At 62.2% G+C, this 14,517-nt stretch carries 15 protein-coding genes; 7 read left to right on the top strand and 8 right to left on the bottom strand.

Translation table 11 applies throughout. The features are described from left to right. Nucleotides 1–50: 50 nt before the first annotated feature. Nucleotides 51–332: an Lrp/AsnC family transcriptional regulator gene (locus NG696_RS10635; RefSeq protein WP_252565417.1), complete on the top strand. Its 282-nt coding sequence runs from the start codon at nt 51–53 to the stop codon at nt 330–332. Nucleotides 333–400: 68 nt separating this feature from the next. Here the strand turns inward: NG696_RS10635 and trpD are convergent, their stop codons facing one another. Beyond that, a complete protein-coding gene (trpD, locus tag NG696_RS10630; protein ID WP_252565419.1) occupies nt 401–1,459 on the bottom strand; it encodes an anthranilate phosphoribosyltransferase in 1,059 nt (352 codons plus the stop codon). 147 nt (nt 1,460–1,606) lie between these two features. On the opposite strand from trpD, the gene ctaE reads away from it, so the two are divergent. The 4 genes from ctaE to qcrB all read left to right on the top strand — a co-directional run bounded on the left by ctaE (nt 1,607) and on the right by qcrB (nt 5,942). Beyond that, nucleotides 1,607–2,245, top strand: a complete 639-nt coding sequence (ctaE, locus tag NG696_RS10625) for an aa3-type cytochrome oxidase subunit III (protein ID WP_205630599.1) — start codon at nt 1,607–1,609, stop codon at nt 2,243–2,245. A gap of 87 nt (nt 2,246–2,332) precedes the next feature. Continuing rightward, on the top strand, nt 2,333–3,121 hold the full coding sequence (qcrC, locus tag NG696_RS10620) for a cytochrome bc1 complex diheme cytochrome c subunit (RefSeq protein ID WP_252565421.1): 789 nt from the start codon (nt 2,333–2,335) through the stop codon (nt 3,119–3,121). Nucleotides 3,122–3,220: 99 nt separating this feature from the next. Then, on the top strand, nt 3,221–4,291 hold the full coding sequence (gene qcrA / locus NG696_RS10615) for a cytochrome bc1 complex Rieske iron-sulfur subunit (RefSeq protein WP_252565423.1): 1,071 nt from the start codon (nt 3,221–3,223) through the stop codon (nt 4,289–4,291). Beyond that, on the top strand, nt 4,269–5,942 hold the full coding sequence (gene qcrB / locus NG696_RS10610) for a cytochrome bc1 complex cytochrome b subunit (protein ID WP_252575364.1): 1,674 nt from the start codon (nt 4,269–4,271) through the stop codon (nt 5,940–5,942). The genes qcrA and qcrB overlap by 23 nt, the downstream gene beginning before the upstream one ends. Before the next feature lie 100 nt (nt 5,943–6,042). Here qcrB and NG696_RS10605 read toward each other — a convergent pair whose 3' ends face one another. After that, nucleotides 6,043–6,834, bottom strand: a complete 792-nt coding sequence (locus tag NG696_RS10605; protein ID WP_252565427.1) for a GntR family transcriptional regulator — start codon at nt 6,832–6,834, stop codon at nt 6,043–6,045. Between the two features lie 187 nt (nt 6,835–7,021). Here NG696_RS10605 and NG696_RS10600 point away from each other — a divergent pair, with 187 nt between their 5' ends. Continuing rightward, nucleotides 7,022–7,315, top strand: coding sequence for an HPr family phosphocarrier protein (locus NG696_RS10600; RefSeq protein WP_252565428.1), 294 nt, complete (start codon nt 7,022–7,024; stop codon nt 7,313–7,315). Nucleotides 7,316–7,443: 128 nt separating this feature from the next. On the opposite strand, the gene NG696_RS10595 is transcribed toward NG696_RS10600, so the two are convergent. From NG696_RS10595 to NG696_RS10575, 5 genes are all read right to left on the bottom strand, one after another. Further along, nucleotides 7,444–7,845: a cytochrome c oxidase subunit 4 gene (locus NG696_RS10595; protein ID WP_058932436.1), complete on the bottom strand. Its 402-nt coding sequence runs from the start codon at nt 7,843–7,845 to the stop codon at nt 7,444–7,446. After that, nucleotides 7,842–9,569, bottom strand: a complete 1,728-nt coding sequence (gene ctaD / locus NG696_RS10590; RefSeq protein ID WP_252575363.1) for an aa3-type cytochrome oxidase subunit I — start codon at nt 9,567–9,569, stop codon at nt 7,842–7,844. Before ctaD ends, NG696_RS10595 begins: the two co-directional genes overlap by 4 nt. A gap of 10 nt (nt 9,570–9,579) precedes the next feature. Next, the gene (ctaC, locus tag NG696_RS10585; protein ID WP_252565432.1) at nt 9,580–10,452 is read right to left on the bottom strand and encodes an aa3-type cytochrome oxidase subunit II; all 873 of its coding nucleotides are present in this window, start codon (nt 10,450–10,452) and stop codon (nt 9,580–9,582) included. 187 nt (nt 10,453–10,639) lie between these two features. Next, nucleotides 10,640–11,029: a HesB/IscA family protein gene (locus tag NG696_RS10580; RefSeq protein WP_056340087.1), complete on the bottom strand. Its 390-nt coding sequence runs from the start codon at nt 11,027–11,029 to the stop codon at nt 10,640–10,642. Nucleotides 11,030–11,214: 185 nt separating this feature from the next. Then, nucleotides 11,215–12,660, bottom strand: a complete 1,446-nt coding sequence (locus tag NG696_RS10575; RefSeq protein ID WP_252575362.1) for a dipeptidase — start codon at nt 12,658–12,660, stop codon at nt 11,215–11,217. 54 nt (nt 12,661–12,714) lie between these two features. Here NG696_RS10575 and NG696_RS10570 point away from each other — a divergent pair, with 54 nt between their 5' ends. Then, entirely contained in the window at nt 12,715–13,317 is a 603-nt protein-coding gene (locus NG696_RS10570; RefSeq protein ID WP_252565435.1) for a DUF3043 domain-containing protein, read from the top strand. Nucleotides 13,318–13,400: 83 nt separating this feature from the next. Here NG696_RS10570 and NG696_RS10565 read toward each other — a convergent pair whose 3' ends face one another. Next, on the bottom strand, nt 13,401–14,474 hold the full coding sequence (locus tag NG696_RS10565; RefSeq protein ID WP_252575361.1) for a quinone-dependent dihydroorotate dehydrogenase: 1,074 nt from the start codon (nt 14,472–14,474) through the stop codon (nt 13,401–13,403). Nucleotides 14,475–14,517: the final 43 nt, after the last annotated feature.

Below are 14,517 nucleotides of genomic sequence, written 5' to 3'. Positions count from 1 at the left end.
AGAGTCTTGCCGGGCACAGCTACGGCCAACAGATCCGGAAGGATTGAACAGTGATCACCGCATTCGTTCTGATCAAGACCGACGCCGCCCGCATCCCGGAAACCGCCGAGGAAATTTCCGCGATCCCGGGCATCAGCGAGGTCTATTCCGTCACAGGCGAATGGGACCTCATCGCTGTTGCCCGCGTCGCCCGGCACGAGGACCTGGCTGACGTGATTGCCGACAAGCTGTCAAAGGTAGCCGCGGTGGTTCACACGACCACACACATTGCGTTCCGTGCCTACTCCCAGCACGATCTCGACGCGGCATTCGCGCTCGGCTTCGAACAGTAGGACCACTTCCCCGGAAAAGACGCGGGCCCGGTTTCACAGCCGGGCCCGCGTCTTTCTGTGTACACGGGTCAGGGCCGCGTCAGTGAAACCCACTTATCGAGGACCGCAGCCGCGGCACCGGTATCAATCGACTCCGCGGCCCGGGCAAGCGCCGAACGCATACGCTCCAGGAACGGGCCCTCGGACGATACATCCAAAGCCACCAGTCCAGCGGCCGCGTTAAGCAGCACGGCATCCCGTGCTGCGCCGGTCTTGCCGGCAAGGACATCACGGACGACGGCGGCATTCGCCTGGGCGTCCCCGCCGCGGAGTTCCTCCACAGTCGCGGGACGGATGCCCAGCCCGGCCGGTTCGAAATTCAGTTCAGCGACCGCGCCCTCACGGATTTCCCAAACGGTTGAAGGACCCGTCGTAGTCAGTTCGTCCAGCCCGTCATTGCCACGGAAAACCAGGCCGCGGCTGCCCCGCTTCGCCAGAACGCCTGCAACCAGCGGAGCCATCCGGGCATTCGCCACTCCCACGGCCGAGGCCTGTACCCGGGCAGGGTTGGTCAGCGGCCCCAGGAAATTAAAAGCGGTGGGGATGGCGAGCTCCCGGCGGGGCACGGCGGTGTGACGGAAAGACGGGTGGAATACCTGCGCGAAGCAGAAAGTGATTCCAGCCTCACCCGCGTTGCGTGCCACCTGAGCCACCGGGAGGTCGAGCCTGACCCCCAGCGCTTCAAGCACGTCGGCAGATCCGGAGGACGAAGACGCTGCACGGTTACCGTGCTTTACGACCTTCGCTCCAGCGCCAGCAGCGACGAGGGCAGACATGGTGGAAATGTTGACGGTATTGAGCTGGTCACCGCCGGTACCAACGATGTCCAGCTTCTCACCGGGGATCTCGATCGGTGTTGCATGGCGCAGCATCGTGTCGACCAGGCCCGAGATTTCGTCGACAGTTTCACCCTTGGCGCTGAGGGCAACCAGGAATCCGGCAATCTGCGAAGGGGTCGCCTCTCCTGACATGATTCTGTCCATCGCCCAAGCGGTGTTGCCCGCTGTGAGGTCAGTACCGTTGATAAGAGCCGATATGAGCCGCGGCCAAGTGTTGCTGTCCGCCGGCGCGGTTGCCTGAGAAGTCACCTTCTGATGCTATCGAGCCACCTCGGACCTGACCAATGTGAACACCGCCGGGAAGTTTTCGCAGTGATTTCGCGTCTTTGTAGAAAAAGTCCCCCGAAAAGGCGGTTCGCGTTGGGAACTACGGACTTTTATAGACATAATGTCTATGTGACATCTGCGACCCATGCCCCCAGTACCCCGGCGCACCCCACGCTGAACCGCCCCAATATGGTTTCTGTCGGAACCGTAGTCTGGCTGTCCAGTGAGTTGATGTTCTTCGCCGGTCTCTTTGCCATGTACTTCACGCTGCGCTCCACGAGCGGACAGATGTGGGCGGAAGAGACAGCCAAGCTCAACTTCCCCTTTGCGCTCGTCAACACGATCGTCCTCGTGGCCAGTTCCTTTACTTGCCAGATGGGCGTCTTCGCCGCCGAACGGCTGCAGCCTCGCAAAACAGGCGGCCCGTTCCAGTTCTCCCGCTGGGGCATGAACGAATGGTTCACGCTGACCTTCATCATGGGTGCGTTCTTCGTCGCCGGCCAGGCAACTGAATACGCGATGCTTGTTTCAGAGCACGTATCGCTCTCATCCAATGCCTACGGCTCAGCGTTCTACATGACCACCGGCTTCCACGGCCTGCACGTCATCGGCGGCCTCATAGCCTTCCTCTTCATCATCGGACGCTCGTTCGCAGCAAAGAAGTTCGGCCACTTCGAAGCAACCTCCGCGATCGTCACGTCTTACTACTGGCACTTTGTGGACGTTGTCTGGATCGGCCTCTTCCTGGTCATCTACGTACTGAAGTAGTCAAGCTTTGATTCCTTTTCTACAAGAGGCAGAATTTCAAAAAGCGGCTCACGGAGCCGGCGCACGATCGAATAAAGGAACCACCACGTGAAGGCTCTCTCGCAAAAGCGGCGTCACCCACTCGCAGTAATCGCGCTGCTACTGATGGGACTCCTCGTCACTGGTGGGCTGTACGCCGTGGCCACCACCGTCAACGAGGCCAAGGCATCCACCACCAGCTTCAGCGCCAATGACACCGCCGAGGGCGAAAAGCTCTTTGAAGCTAACTGCGCCACCTGCCACGGCATGGGCGCGAGCGGCAGCCAGGATGGCCCCTCGCTGGTTGGCGTCGGTGCCGCGTCCGTTGATTTCCAGGTCGGTACCGGCCGGATGCCCATGCAGATGAACGGTCCCCAGGCGTACAAAAAGCCGGCCCAGTTCAACGAGGCCCAGACCCACCAGCTTTCAGCCTACGTAGCTTCCCTGGGCGCCGGCCCTGCAATTCCTGAAGAACACCTGCTTGATGAGCAGGGCGACGCCGCCAAGGGTGGCGAGCTCTTCCGCGTGAACTGCGCGATGTGCCACAACGCAGCAGCAGCCGGCGGTGCACTCACCCGCGGCAAGTTCGCTCCCGCCCTTGCCGATGTATCCGGCAAGCACATCTACGAAGCGATGGTCACCGGACCGCAGAACATGCCCGTCTTCAGTGATGCAAACGTCACCCCCGAGGGCAAGCGAGACATCGTCACGTTCCTGAAGCAGATCGAGGCCAACGGCTCCCCCGGTGGCGCTGACCTCGGCGCATTGGGCCCGGTCGCTGAAGGACTCTTCGTCTGGGTTGCAGGCCTGGGTGTCATCATCGCGTTCACCATCTGGCTTACTTCCCGTACGTCTTAGGCGCAACGGGAAACTTAAGAACTTCTGCTGCCCAGTCAGCAGTCTGAAATTGAAAACTAACCCGGCAGACGCCGGGACGAGAGAAGGATGAGGCGAATTATGGGCAACCATAGTGACGGCAGTCCGAACCACTCGGGCACCGTAGCTACGGCTGGTCAGAATGAGGTGGAGAAGTTCCAGGATCCTGGAATTCCCCCGCACCGTTTGCGCCTGGCCGACACGGACCCGAAGGCCGCAAAGCGTGCAGAACGGCAGGTCGCCGTACTTTTCGGCGCGTCAGTTGTCGGCACCCTGATCTTCCTGGTGGCGTACTTCGCCATCGACTTGGGCGAGGGCACAAGCATCGCTACCATCCGGCTGCAGAACGCCCTGCTGGGCCTGGGCACCGCGTTTGCGATGCTTGGCATCGGCACCGGTATTGTGCACTGGGCCAAAGCCCTGATGCCGGACCATGAAGTCTCCGAAGAACGCCATCCCATCCGCACCGAAGAAGACCGCCTGGCGGCAGTGCGGATCGTGGATGACATCGTGGAAGAGACCGGCATTAAGCGCCGCCCGCTCATCCGCAACACGCTGCTTGGTGCTATGGCCCTGGCCCCGCTTCCCGCGATTGCGGTTTTCGGTGACCTTGGCCCCCGCCCCGACCGGGCGCTGTCCCACACCATGTGGGCACCGCAGGAAGGCAAGCTAAAGCGCCTCACACGCGACCCCGACGGCACGCCTATCAAGGCCTCTGACGTCACCATCGGCTCGGCTTTCCACGTGATTCCCGAGGGCCTGAACGAACTGCATGAAGGCAAGCTCAACGAAAAGGCCAAGGCAGTTGTCCTGCTCATGCGCCTGGATCCGGCCTCGCTGAACCCCTCAGAGGGCCGCGAAGACTGGAGCTACAACGGAATCGTTGCCTACTCCAAGATCTGCACCCACGTCGGTTGCCCCGTTGCTCTGTACGAGCAGCAGACGCACCACCTGCTGTGCCCGTGCCACCAGTCCACTTTTGACCTCACGAACGAGTGCAAAGTGATCTTTGGCCCGGCCAGCCGGCCCCTCCCCCAACTGCCGATTGCAGTGGACGCCGAGGGTTACCTGGTCGCAACCAGCGACTTCAATGAACCTGTAGGACCGAGTTACTGGGAGCGTGATGAGCATGAGCGCAGCATCAAGAGCTGAAGCCCCCGCCTTCGTCGCCAAGACTAAAGCCGGACGCATCACTGATTTTGTTGACGCCCGAGTTGGCGGATCAGGAATCCTGCGCGAATTCGGACGCAAGGTATTCCCCGATCACTGGTCATTCATGTTCGGTGAAGTCGCCCTCTACTCTTTCGTCATCCTGCTCCTCTCGGGCACCTTCCTGACGTTCTTCTTTGATCCGTCCATGGCTGAGACCCACTACGACGGTTCATACCTGCCGTTGAAGAATGTCGAAATGTCCGTGGCGTACAGCTCCTCGCTGGACATTTCCTTCGACATCCGTGGCGGCCTGTTCATGCGCCAGGTACACCACTGGGCAGCACTGCTCTTCGTCGCCTCGATCGCCGTGCACATGCTGCGCGTTTTCTTCACGGGCGCCTTCCGCAAACCGCGTGAAATGAACTGGGTTGTCGGCAGCGTCCTTCTGATCCTCGCCATGGCAGCCGGCTTCACTGGCTACTCCCTCCCCGATGACCTGCTCTCCGGCAACGGCCTGCGAATCATCGACGGCGTTATGAAGGCAATCCCGGTTGTCGGAACATACATTTCCTTCTTCTTCTTCGGCGGAGAGTTCCCGGGAACGGCTGTGATCGGCCGCCTTTATATGCTGCACATCCTGCTCGTACCCGCGCTCATCCTTTTGATGATCGTTCTGCACCTCTTTATGGTGGTTGTGCACAAGCACACGCAGTACCCCGGCCCGGGCCGCAACGACGGCAACGTTGTTGGCTACCCGCTAGGCCCCGTGTACGCAGCCAAGGCAGGCGGCTTCTTCTTCATCGTCTTCGGTGTGATTGCCCTGATGGCGGCCTTCTTCACGATCAACCCGATCTGGAACTACGGCCCATACGACCCCTCACCAGTGTCGGCCGGTACCCAGCCTGACTGGTACATCGGATTTGTTGACGGCGCCCTGAGGCTTATGCCCGGTGTCATCGGTGACTTCCAGTTCGAGTACGTGGTCTTCGGATACACCCTGACGCTGAACGTTCTGCTGCCCGCCCTGGTGCCCGCAGGCATTCTGTTCACGGTGATGTTCATGTACCCGTGGATCGAAAGCTGGATCACCAAGGACACCCGCGAACACCACGTCCTGGACCGTCCGCGGAACGCCCCCACCCGCACCGCCATCGGCGTCGCCGGCTTCGTCTGGTACTGCGTGATGTGGGCAGCCGCTGGTTCGGACCTCATCGCCACACACTTCCACGTGTCCCTGAACGATGTGACGTACTGGCTCCGCGCCTTGTTCTTCATCGGCCCGGTCATCGCGTTTATGGTTGCCAAGCGGGTAGCCCTCGCGCTCCAGCGCAAGGACCGCGAAATCGCACTCCATGGCCGTGAGACCGGACGCATTGTCCGCCTTCCGCATGGCGAATTCATCGAAGTGCACGCACCGCTGGATGAGTACAAGCGCTACACGCTCGTCGGATTCGAATCCCCCTCGCCGCTGCCAGCGGTCCCCAACGACCACGGCATTGTGACGCGCAAGGAAAAGCAGCGTGCTTTCCTGTCCAAGTGGTTCTTCGAGGACCGAGTTGCACCGGCCACGCCTGCAGAGCTGGAGGCCGCACACGGCCACCACGCCCCTGCAGTAGAGGCCGGCGAGGAAAGCAAGAGCCTCAGCCACTGATTCACACTAGCTATGCTCCAACGGGAAAGGCCCGGTCCATTTGGACCGGGCCTTTCCCGTTAACGGCAGCCGCCGCTGTTGCCGGCTTTTGGCCCCGTTACTAGTGGTTGCGGTAGCCGAGCGATTGGTTCCGGGCAGGCCTCGCACCCGGCCGCTGGAGCGGTACCCATAGTTTGTAGCGGTCGGCCCGGTAATACGAAACCGAGTAGTCCACCATCGCCCTGGCAACAAAGGCGTGCCTCTGGATTTTGAGCAAGGGGGCGCCGACGTCGACGTTGAGCAGGCGCGCGGTAGAGGGGGAAGCGGCCGTCGCCTCGATCATGTCCTCCCCCCACTCCATCACGAGGCCGAACTGCTCACTCAGCACGTTGTAGAGCGATGTTGGGGGCTCGCCGTCCAGAAGACCCGGGACGCGCTGCGCCGGGATGAAATTCTCGTCCACGCTCATCGGCTCACCGTCCGCCAGCAGCAGCCGACGGAAACGCACCAGTGGCGTCCCCTCCTCCACCTGCAGTTCACGGGCCAGGAAGGCACTGGCACCGATCTGTTCAAAGCTCAGGACCTTGGCGGCGGGGATCATGCCGCGGCGTTGCATCTCTTCGCTGTACGAGGTGAGTTTCACCTGAAGGTCGAGTTTGGGCTTCCGCACGAATGTGCCGAGGCCGACAACCCGTTCGAGGACTTCCTCGCCCACCAGGGCATCGATGGCCTGCCGGACTGTCATCCGGGCCAAGCCGAACCGCAAGGCAAGGTCCCGTTCCGAGGGCAGGGCAGATCCAGGCGGACAGGAATCGCTGATGTAGGCCCGGAGGATCTCCCTGAGCTGGATGTAGATGGCAGTCCCGTTGCTGCGGTCAATTTCACCGGCAACGCCGCGGGCATTAGCAGCCACGGAGGTACGTCCTTGCGTCAGTTTTCACTGTCCAAGCTTAAGGCAAACAGCGTCGCTGGACTAGACCAGTTCCAGCAACGGACCGCCCTTGCTCCCCCCGTTTGGTCGCGCAGCCATCCGGCCGGATATATTGGACAGGAAATTTAGCGATCACGGCTTTGGGGGCCGTCAGGAAATGGGAGACCCCTTGCCAGTGCATAAGGCCGTTGTGTCAGCGTCAGTCGGCTTGCATGCCCGTCCCGCCGCGATGTTCGTCAGGGCAGTGACCGCAACGGGACTTCCAGTCAGCATCCGCAAGGCCGGCATCCAGGGTGTCGACGCCCGCTCCCTGCTGGAAGTCATGACCGCCGATTTCCCCTTCGGCTGCGAAGTAGAGCTTTCAGTCCCCGAGGGCGCCCTCAACGGCCCTGTCAGCCACAGCGACGCCGAGGCGGCCCTGCGGATGCTGGCAAAGCTCCTGGAGTCACAGGGAGCCAGCTAGCCCCTCCCAGAGGGCATTGCCCCACAACTCCCCGTGCGAAATCGAACGGACAAGAACGACGTCGGGCCCCACCTTCTGGTGGGGCCCGACGTCGTAATGTGCAATTCTTTGCTGAAGCTCAGTGGCTTCTAGTGGGCGTGGTCCCCACGGCTGTACTCGAAGACCCAACCCACGAGGGCTACGACTGCGAGGCCGGCTGCAATGAACAGGATCCACCAACCCACTGCGAGGCCCAGGAATCCGCCCGCACAGGCGAGGCCCAGAACCAGCGGCCACCAGCTCCAGGGGCTGAAGTGCCCCTGTTCGCCGGCGCCCTCGTGGATCTCGGCATCGTTGCGGTCCTCGGGACGCATCCCGATGCGCTTGCCGGTGAAGCCAAGGTAGCCGCCGATCATTCCGGAGAGTCCGCCCACCAGGAGGATCCCGAGGGTTCCGACCCACTCATGCCAGTTGGTCAGGAAACCGTAGACCAGGGAAACCGGTACGAAGAAGAAGACTCCGGCTCCAAATATCCATGATTCGATTTTCACTTGGCGGTGTCCTTCTGGTCGGCGTTACCGAGCACCGCTGCTGCGGCTGCAGGCGATTCAACGGTATGTACCTGCGAGAGCTCGGGGTGGTGGAGGTCCAAGGCGGGACGCTCTGAACGGATCCGGGGCAGCGAGGTGAAGTTGTGCCGCGGCGGCGGGCAGGAGGTAGCCCACTCAAGCGAGGCGCCGAAGCCCCAGGGATCGTCCACCTCAACGCGCTCTGAGCTGCGCCAAGTGATGTAGACGTTCCAGAAGAACGGAATCAGGGATGCACCGAGCACAAACGAGGAGATGGTGGAGAACTGGTTCATCCAGGTGAAGTTGTCCTCCACCAGGTAATCGGCGTAACGGCGGGGCATGCCTTCAACGCCCAGCCAGTGCTGGATGAGGAAGGTGCCGTGGAAGCCGAGGAACAGCAGCCAGAAGTGGATCTTTCCGAGGCGCTCGTTGAGCATTTTGCCGGTGAATTTTGGCCACCAGAAGTAGAAGCCTGCGAACATCGCGAACACCACAGTGCCGAACACCACGTAGTGGAAGTGCGCCACCACAAAGTAGGAGTCAGACACGTGGAAGTCCAACGGCGGCGAAGCCAGGATGATCCCGGTCAGGCCACCGAACAGGAACGTGATGAGGAAGCCGAGGCTCCACAGCATCGGAGTCTCGAACGTCAGGGACCCCCGCCACATCGTGCCGATCCAGTTGAAGAACTTCACGCCGGTAGGCACTGCGATCAGCATGGTCATGAAGGCGAAGAACGGCAGCAGCACCGAACCGGTCACGTACATGTGGTGCGCCCACACGGTTACGGACAGTGCTGCAATGGCGATGGTCGCGTAGACCAGGCCCTTGTAGCCGAAGATCGGTTTACGGCTGAAGACCGGGAAGATCTCGGACACAATGCCGAAGAACGGCAGCGCGATGATGTACACCTCGGGGTGGCCGAAGAACCAGAACAGGTGCTGCCACAGAACCGCGCCGCCATTCTCCGGATCAAAGATGTGGGCACCGAAGCGGCGGTCGGCACCGAGCGCGAACAGTGCGGCAGCCAGCGGCGGGAAGGCCATCAGCACGAGGATGGACGTCACCAGGGCGTTCCAGGTGAAGATGGGCATCCGCCACATGGTCATGCCCGGAGCGCGCATGCAGATGATGGTGGTGATGAAGTTGACCGCACCAAGGATGGTGCCGAAGCCTGACAGCGCCAGTCCGAAGACCCACAGGTCACCGCCGATGCCGGGGCTGAACGTGGTGTTGGACAGCGGCGCGTAAGCGAACCAGCCGAACGACGCCGCACCCTGCGGGGTGATGAAGCCGGACACCGCGATAGTGGAGCCGAAGAGGAAGAACCAGAAGGCCAGTGCGTTCAGCCGCGGGAACGCGACGTCGGGAGCGCCGATCTGCAGCGGCATGATGACGTTGGTGAAACCGGCAAACAGAGGCGTCGCGAACATCAGCAGCATGACGGTGCCGTGCATCGTGAAGAGCTGGTTGTACTGCTCTTTGGTCTGCAGGATCTGCATGCCTGGTTCGAACAGTTCAGCCCTGATGAGCAGAGCCATGACGCCACCGAGGCAGAAGAACACAAACGACGCGATCAGGTACATGTACCCGATGGTCTTGTGGTCGGTGGAGGTGATCCAGTTGACGACGATGCGTCCCTTGGACTTAGGAACTACGGGAGCCTCAAGGGTTCCGGCAGGTGCGGTCTGGGTATAAGTAGCCACGTCGCTCCCCTTACTTAATTTCGTTCAGGTTCGGGTTGCGGTCATACTCTTCGCCGCGAAGTCCCGTGTTGCCATCTGCCTTGAGCTTGTCCATGTGAGCCTGGAATTCGGCTTCAGAGACAACCTTGACGCGGAACAGCATTTCGGAGTGGTACTCACCACAGAGCTCGGCGCACTTGCCGTCGTAGGTTCCCTCTTTAGTGGGGGTGAACCTGATGTAGTTGGTCTTGCCGGGGATCATGTCGCGCTTCTGCAGGAAGGCCGGAACCCAGAAAGAGTGGATGACATCGCGGGAGTTCAGTTCGAGGTCAACTGACTTTCCAACCGGCAGGTAGAGCGTCGGAAGCGCTTCCTTATTGATGGTGTTGCCCGTCAGGTGTGCCTGGACTCCTGCTTCGTGGACGTCCTCGGTAACGACGTCGCCGGACTTGTAGTTGAAGTCCCAGGCCCACTGCTTGCCGCGGACGTCAACAACGACGTCGGCCGGCTTGGAGCGGTCATCGATGGCCTGCTGGTCGCGGTCGGTGAAGTAGAAGAACACCAGGACCATGAACAGCGGGATGGTCAGGTAGAAGACCTCCAGCGGGAGATTAAAGCTGGTCTGCCGCGGGAAACCCGTGGTGCCCTTGCGGCGGCGGTAGGCGACAAGGCACCAAACGATCAAACCCCACGTGATGATGCCCACAACGAGGGCTGCAATCCATGAGTTGACCCAGAGGTCCATGATCCGGTCAGTGTGATTGGTGGTGCCACGCTCGGTGGGCAGCCACCCCTTCTCTACCTCTGGCGAACATCCAGTCAAAACCAACGCGCCGGCAACTGCCAAGCCTGAGATCGTAGTGATCGTTTTGCGTCGGCTGCCGGTTCGGTTCTGCGAACTCACAGACGGCCCTTCCTACTTGTTGCTGTTGCCCGGCCACCCAAGGGGCCGTCCGGGCACACTAAAAGTTTTACTACTCGGTGTAGAGCTTACCGCTCTGCCGGGCGTTTCGCCCACATGTCGGCGCCGTGCCTCCGTGCCGTTTTTGGCGGACGGAGAGCAGGCGCCGGCATCGGGCGAAAGAACCGGGTCAGTGGAACGAATCACCACAGGCGCAGGAGCCACCGGCGTTGGGGTTGTCGATGGTGAAGCCCTGCTTGGAGATGGTGTCCTCGAAGTCGATGCTGGCTCCGCTGAGGTACGGCACGCTCATCTTGTCCACAACAACTTCGACGCCGTCATAGTCGCGGACGGCATCTCCATCGAGGAGGCGCTCGTCGAAGTACAGCTGGTAGATGAGGCCGGAGCAGCCGCCGGGCTGGACGGCAACGCGGAGGCGGAGATCGGTCCGGCCTTCCTGCTCCAGGAGGCTGCGCACCTTACCGGCTGCGACGTCGGTCAGTTTGACCTCGTGTGCGGCCAGTTCATCGCTGGCAGCGCTGGTGGTCTCGGTGATGTTCTCGTTGGTTGCGGTGCTCATTTGGCCTACCTTAGGACGGTCCTGGCGGCCCCGCCTCAGCGGTGCCTGCCCCTACGGATACGGTACGGGCTATAGCTACATGCTACTTCGGTCAGCCCTGTAGCTCTAACTCCTGACGTAACCAAGCCTGTCCGCTGATTGTTCCCAACGGTGGAGGAATACCGGTATCAGAGGGGCATGGGGATTCAGGCCAGGCCTTCTGCGTTCAGCCGGGCGAGCAGCAGCGCCTCGGCCACCACGGCGTTCTTGAAATCACCAATGTGAAGGGACTCGTTGGCACTGTGGGCCCGGGAATCGGGATCCTCAACACCGGTCACGAGGATCTGGACGTCCGGATAAACGTCCATCAGGTCCGCAATAAACGGAATCGACCCGCCGATCCCCATCTCCACCGCCGGAACACCCCAGGCCTCCCCCAGCGCCCACATGGCGAACTTCGCCGCCTTGGAGGATGTATCAGCGAGGAACGACTTTCCGCTTTCCCCGGGAGTGAACACCACCTTCGCCCCAAAGGGCGCGTTGGCCTGGACGTGCCGTTGAACGGCTTCCATCGCTGCCGCCGGATCCTGGCCCGGTGCGAGCCGCAGGCTGAACTTGGCACGCGCCCGCGGCAGGAGCGTGTTCGAGGCCACGTCCACGGCGGGAGCATCGAAGCCGATGATGGACAGCGCGGGCTTGGTCCACAGCCGTGCGGCGATGCTTCCCGTGCCGGCGAGCCGGACGCCGTCGAGAACGGAGGAATCAGCACGGTACTCCGCTTCGGTGAGCTCCACTCCGACGTTATCATTCGAGACCAGGCCGTCGACGGCCACGTTGCCGTCGGCGTCGTGCAGGGTGGCAATCAAACGGGACAGCAGGGTTGGTGCGTCCAGCACGGGTCCACCGAACATGCCCGAGTGGACAGCATGCTCCAGCACCTGAACTTCGATGGTTCCGTCCACAAGGCCGCGCAGGCTGGTGGTCAGGGCGGGAATGCCCACCTTCCAGTTGCTGGAGTCGGCCACCACGATCACATCTGCCCGCAGCAGTTCCCGGTGCGTTTCCAGGAACGAACGGAAGGTGGGAGAACCAGCTTCCTCTTCCCCTTCGAAAAAGAACGTCACACCAAGGCCGAATTGCGTGCCCAGAACTTCGGTCGCTGCAGCATAGGCGGCAACATGGGCCATGATCCCCGCCTTGTCGTCAGCAGCCCCACGGCCGTACAGCCTGCCATCCCGTTCGACGGCGGCGAAAGGCTCGGTTTCCCACAGCGCCGGGTCCCCGGGCGGCTGGACGTCGTGGTGGGCGTACAGCAGGATGGTCGGCTTTCCTTCGGCTGCCTGCCGGCGTGCGACGACGGCTGGGCCGCCGGGGGTGCCGTCGTCCTTGTTACTGCGCAGGACCTGGACATCCTCGACTCCGGCGGTGCGCAACAGTTCCGCAACGGCCTGCGCGCTGGCTTCCAAGGGGGCAGGATCGAAACTCGGCCAGGCGATGCCGGGAATGGCCACAAGTTCCTTGAGCCGGTCGAGGGTGCTATCGAAGGAACCTGCGACGGAGAGCCTGAGTCCGTCCGCGTCGATGGCCGGTGCAGGGTGACCGGAGCCGGGGGTGTTGGCGTCGGACGGGTTGGCTGCTGGAGTGGGAGTCATGGCGAACACAATACCCGCGCCGAATCTCCTTGGGCCGCAAGGTATTCTGTTCACGTGTTCGGACGTAAAAAGGAAGCGCCAACGGCGCAGCAATCAATAGACCAGCAGGCCGCTGAAGCGGCAGCCCGGCAGGATGCCGCGTTGGGCAAGGGTGCGCCCACGCCCAAGCGCAAAGCCCAGGAGGCCGCCCGCAAACGGCCCCTGGTGCCGGAGGACCGCAAGGCGTCCAAGGCCGCTGAGCGCCAGGCCATCCAGGACCAGCGGACCAAAATGCGCCAGGCGCTCGATACAGGTGATGAGAAGTTCCTGCCCCTGCGCGACAAGGGTCCGCAGAAGCGTTATGCCCGCGACTACGTGGATGCGCGCTTCAGCCTGGGCGAATACCTGATGTTCGGCGCCCTGGTATTTGTCATCATTTCCCTGATCGTTCCGGCTTCCAGCGGGCAGATGGTTTATGTCCTGGGCGGTTTCTGGGTGATGTTCCTGGCCGTCTTTGTGGATGTGTTCATTCTGTCCCGGCAGCTCCGCAAGAAGCTGACCGAGAAGTTCGGCGAGGTTGAGCGTGGCACGGTCTGGTACGGCTCCATGCGGTCCCTGCAGTTCCGCAAACTGCGCCTACCCAAGCCGCTTGTGAAGCGCGGGCAATACCCGTCCTGATACGCACGCCGGACCAAACGCCGGCAGCGCAGTCCTTCTAAGCCAGCAAAACCCCGGCAGACTGCCGGGGTTTTGTTGCGTAATCAGCTGTTGCGTCGGGCTTTCGCCAGGTCGCGGTTGATCCGGGACGCCCAGAACGGCCCCTCGTACAGGAAGGCAGTGTAGCCCTGGACCAGCGTGGCACCGGCATCCAGACGGTCCTGGACGTCTTTCGCCGTCTCGACGCCGCCGACGGCCACCAGCGTGATCGCGCCCCCGGTGGCCTCCTTGAGCCGGCGAAGGACTTCCAAGGAACGCTGCTTCAGCGGTGCCCCGGACAGGCCCCCGGCGCCGCATTCGACCACTTTCGCAGCCGGCGACGCCAGCCCCTCACGCCCGATCGTGGTGTTGGTGGCGATAATGCCGTCCAGCTTAAGGTCCAGGGCCAGCTGAGCGACGTCGTCGATGTCCTCATCGCTGAGGTCCGGTGCGATCTTGACCAGCAGCGGGACGTGCCGGCCTGCCGCCTTGTCCGCCTCGTCCCCCACCGCGGTCAGCAGCGGGCGGAGTGTCTGGACATCCTGGAGAAGGCGCAGCCCGGGCGTGTTGGGTGAGCTGACATTGACCACCAGGTAGTCCGCGGCCGGCGCCAGGCTCCGGGCGCTGATCAGGTAATCGGCCACGGCGTCGTCGAGTTCCACCACCTTGCTCTTGCCGATGTTCACCCCGATCACGGGGCGCACGTTGGGGTACCTGCGCTGCAGGGCGGCGCGTGCCGCTTTGAGGCGCGGTTCGACGGCGGCCGCGCCATCGTTGTTGAACCCCATCCGGTTAATGACAGCCCGGTCCTCGATCAGCCTGAAAAGGCGCGGCTTCTCGTTGCCCGGCTGCGCCTGCCCGGTGATGGTCCCTACTTCGACATGGCCAAAGCCAAGTTCGGTGAGGGCCTCGATGCCGAATCCCTCCTTGTCGAACCCGGCTGCGAGACCGAACGGGGACGGGAAGGTCAGCCCAAATGCAGAAGTCTGCAGTGAGGCCGCGGGCGCTGTGAACCGGTGCAGCAGCCGTCCTGCGCCGGAAGCATGGGCAAGCTTGATTCCCTTGAATCCGATCTTGTGGGCGCGTTCCGCGTCCATCCACGAAAAGGCCAGCCTGAAGAATGTCGGATATACGCGCATGGTTCTAGTTTTCCGTCTCGGACGGTCCAGACCAAACCGGGCC

The organism is Pseudarthrobacter cellobiosi (assembly GCF_023913755.1).
In the GTDB taxonomy this organism is placed as follows: Bacteria; Actinomycetota; Actinomycetes; order Actinomycetales; family Micrococcaceae; genus Arthrobacter; species Arthrobacter cellobiosi.
Note: the sequence above shows the minus strand (reverse complement) of the source record. Positions and strands in the feature narration are given on the sequence as shown.

Coding starts and splice junctions, on each gene's coding strand:
- NG696_RS10580 (WP_056340087.1), bottom strand. CDS start 11,029: ATGAGCACCGCAACCAACGAGAACATCACCGAGACCACCAGCGCTGCC.
- qcrA (WP_252565423.1), top strand. CDS start 3,221: ATGGGCAACCATAGTGACGGCAGTCCGAACCACTCGGGCACCGTAGCT.
- NG696_RS10575 (WP_252575362.1), bottom strand. CDS start 12,660: ATGACTCCCACTCCAGCAGCCAACCCGTCCGACGCCAACACCCCCGGC.
- qcrB (WP_252575364.1), top strand. CDS start 4,269: ATGAGCGCAGCATCAAGAGCTGAAGCCCCCGCCTTCGTCGCCAAGACT.
- NG696_RS10565 (WP_252575361.1), bottom strand. CDS start 14,474: ATGCGCGTATATCCGACATTCTTCAGGCTGGCCTTTTCGTGGATGGAC.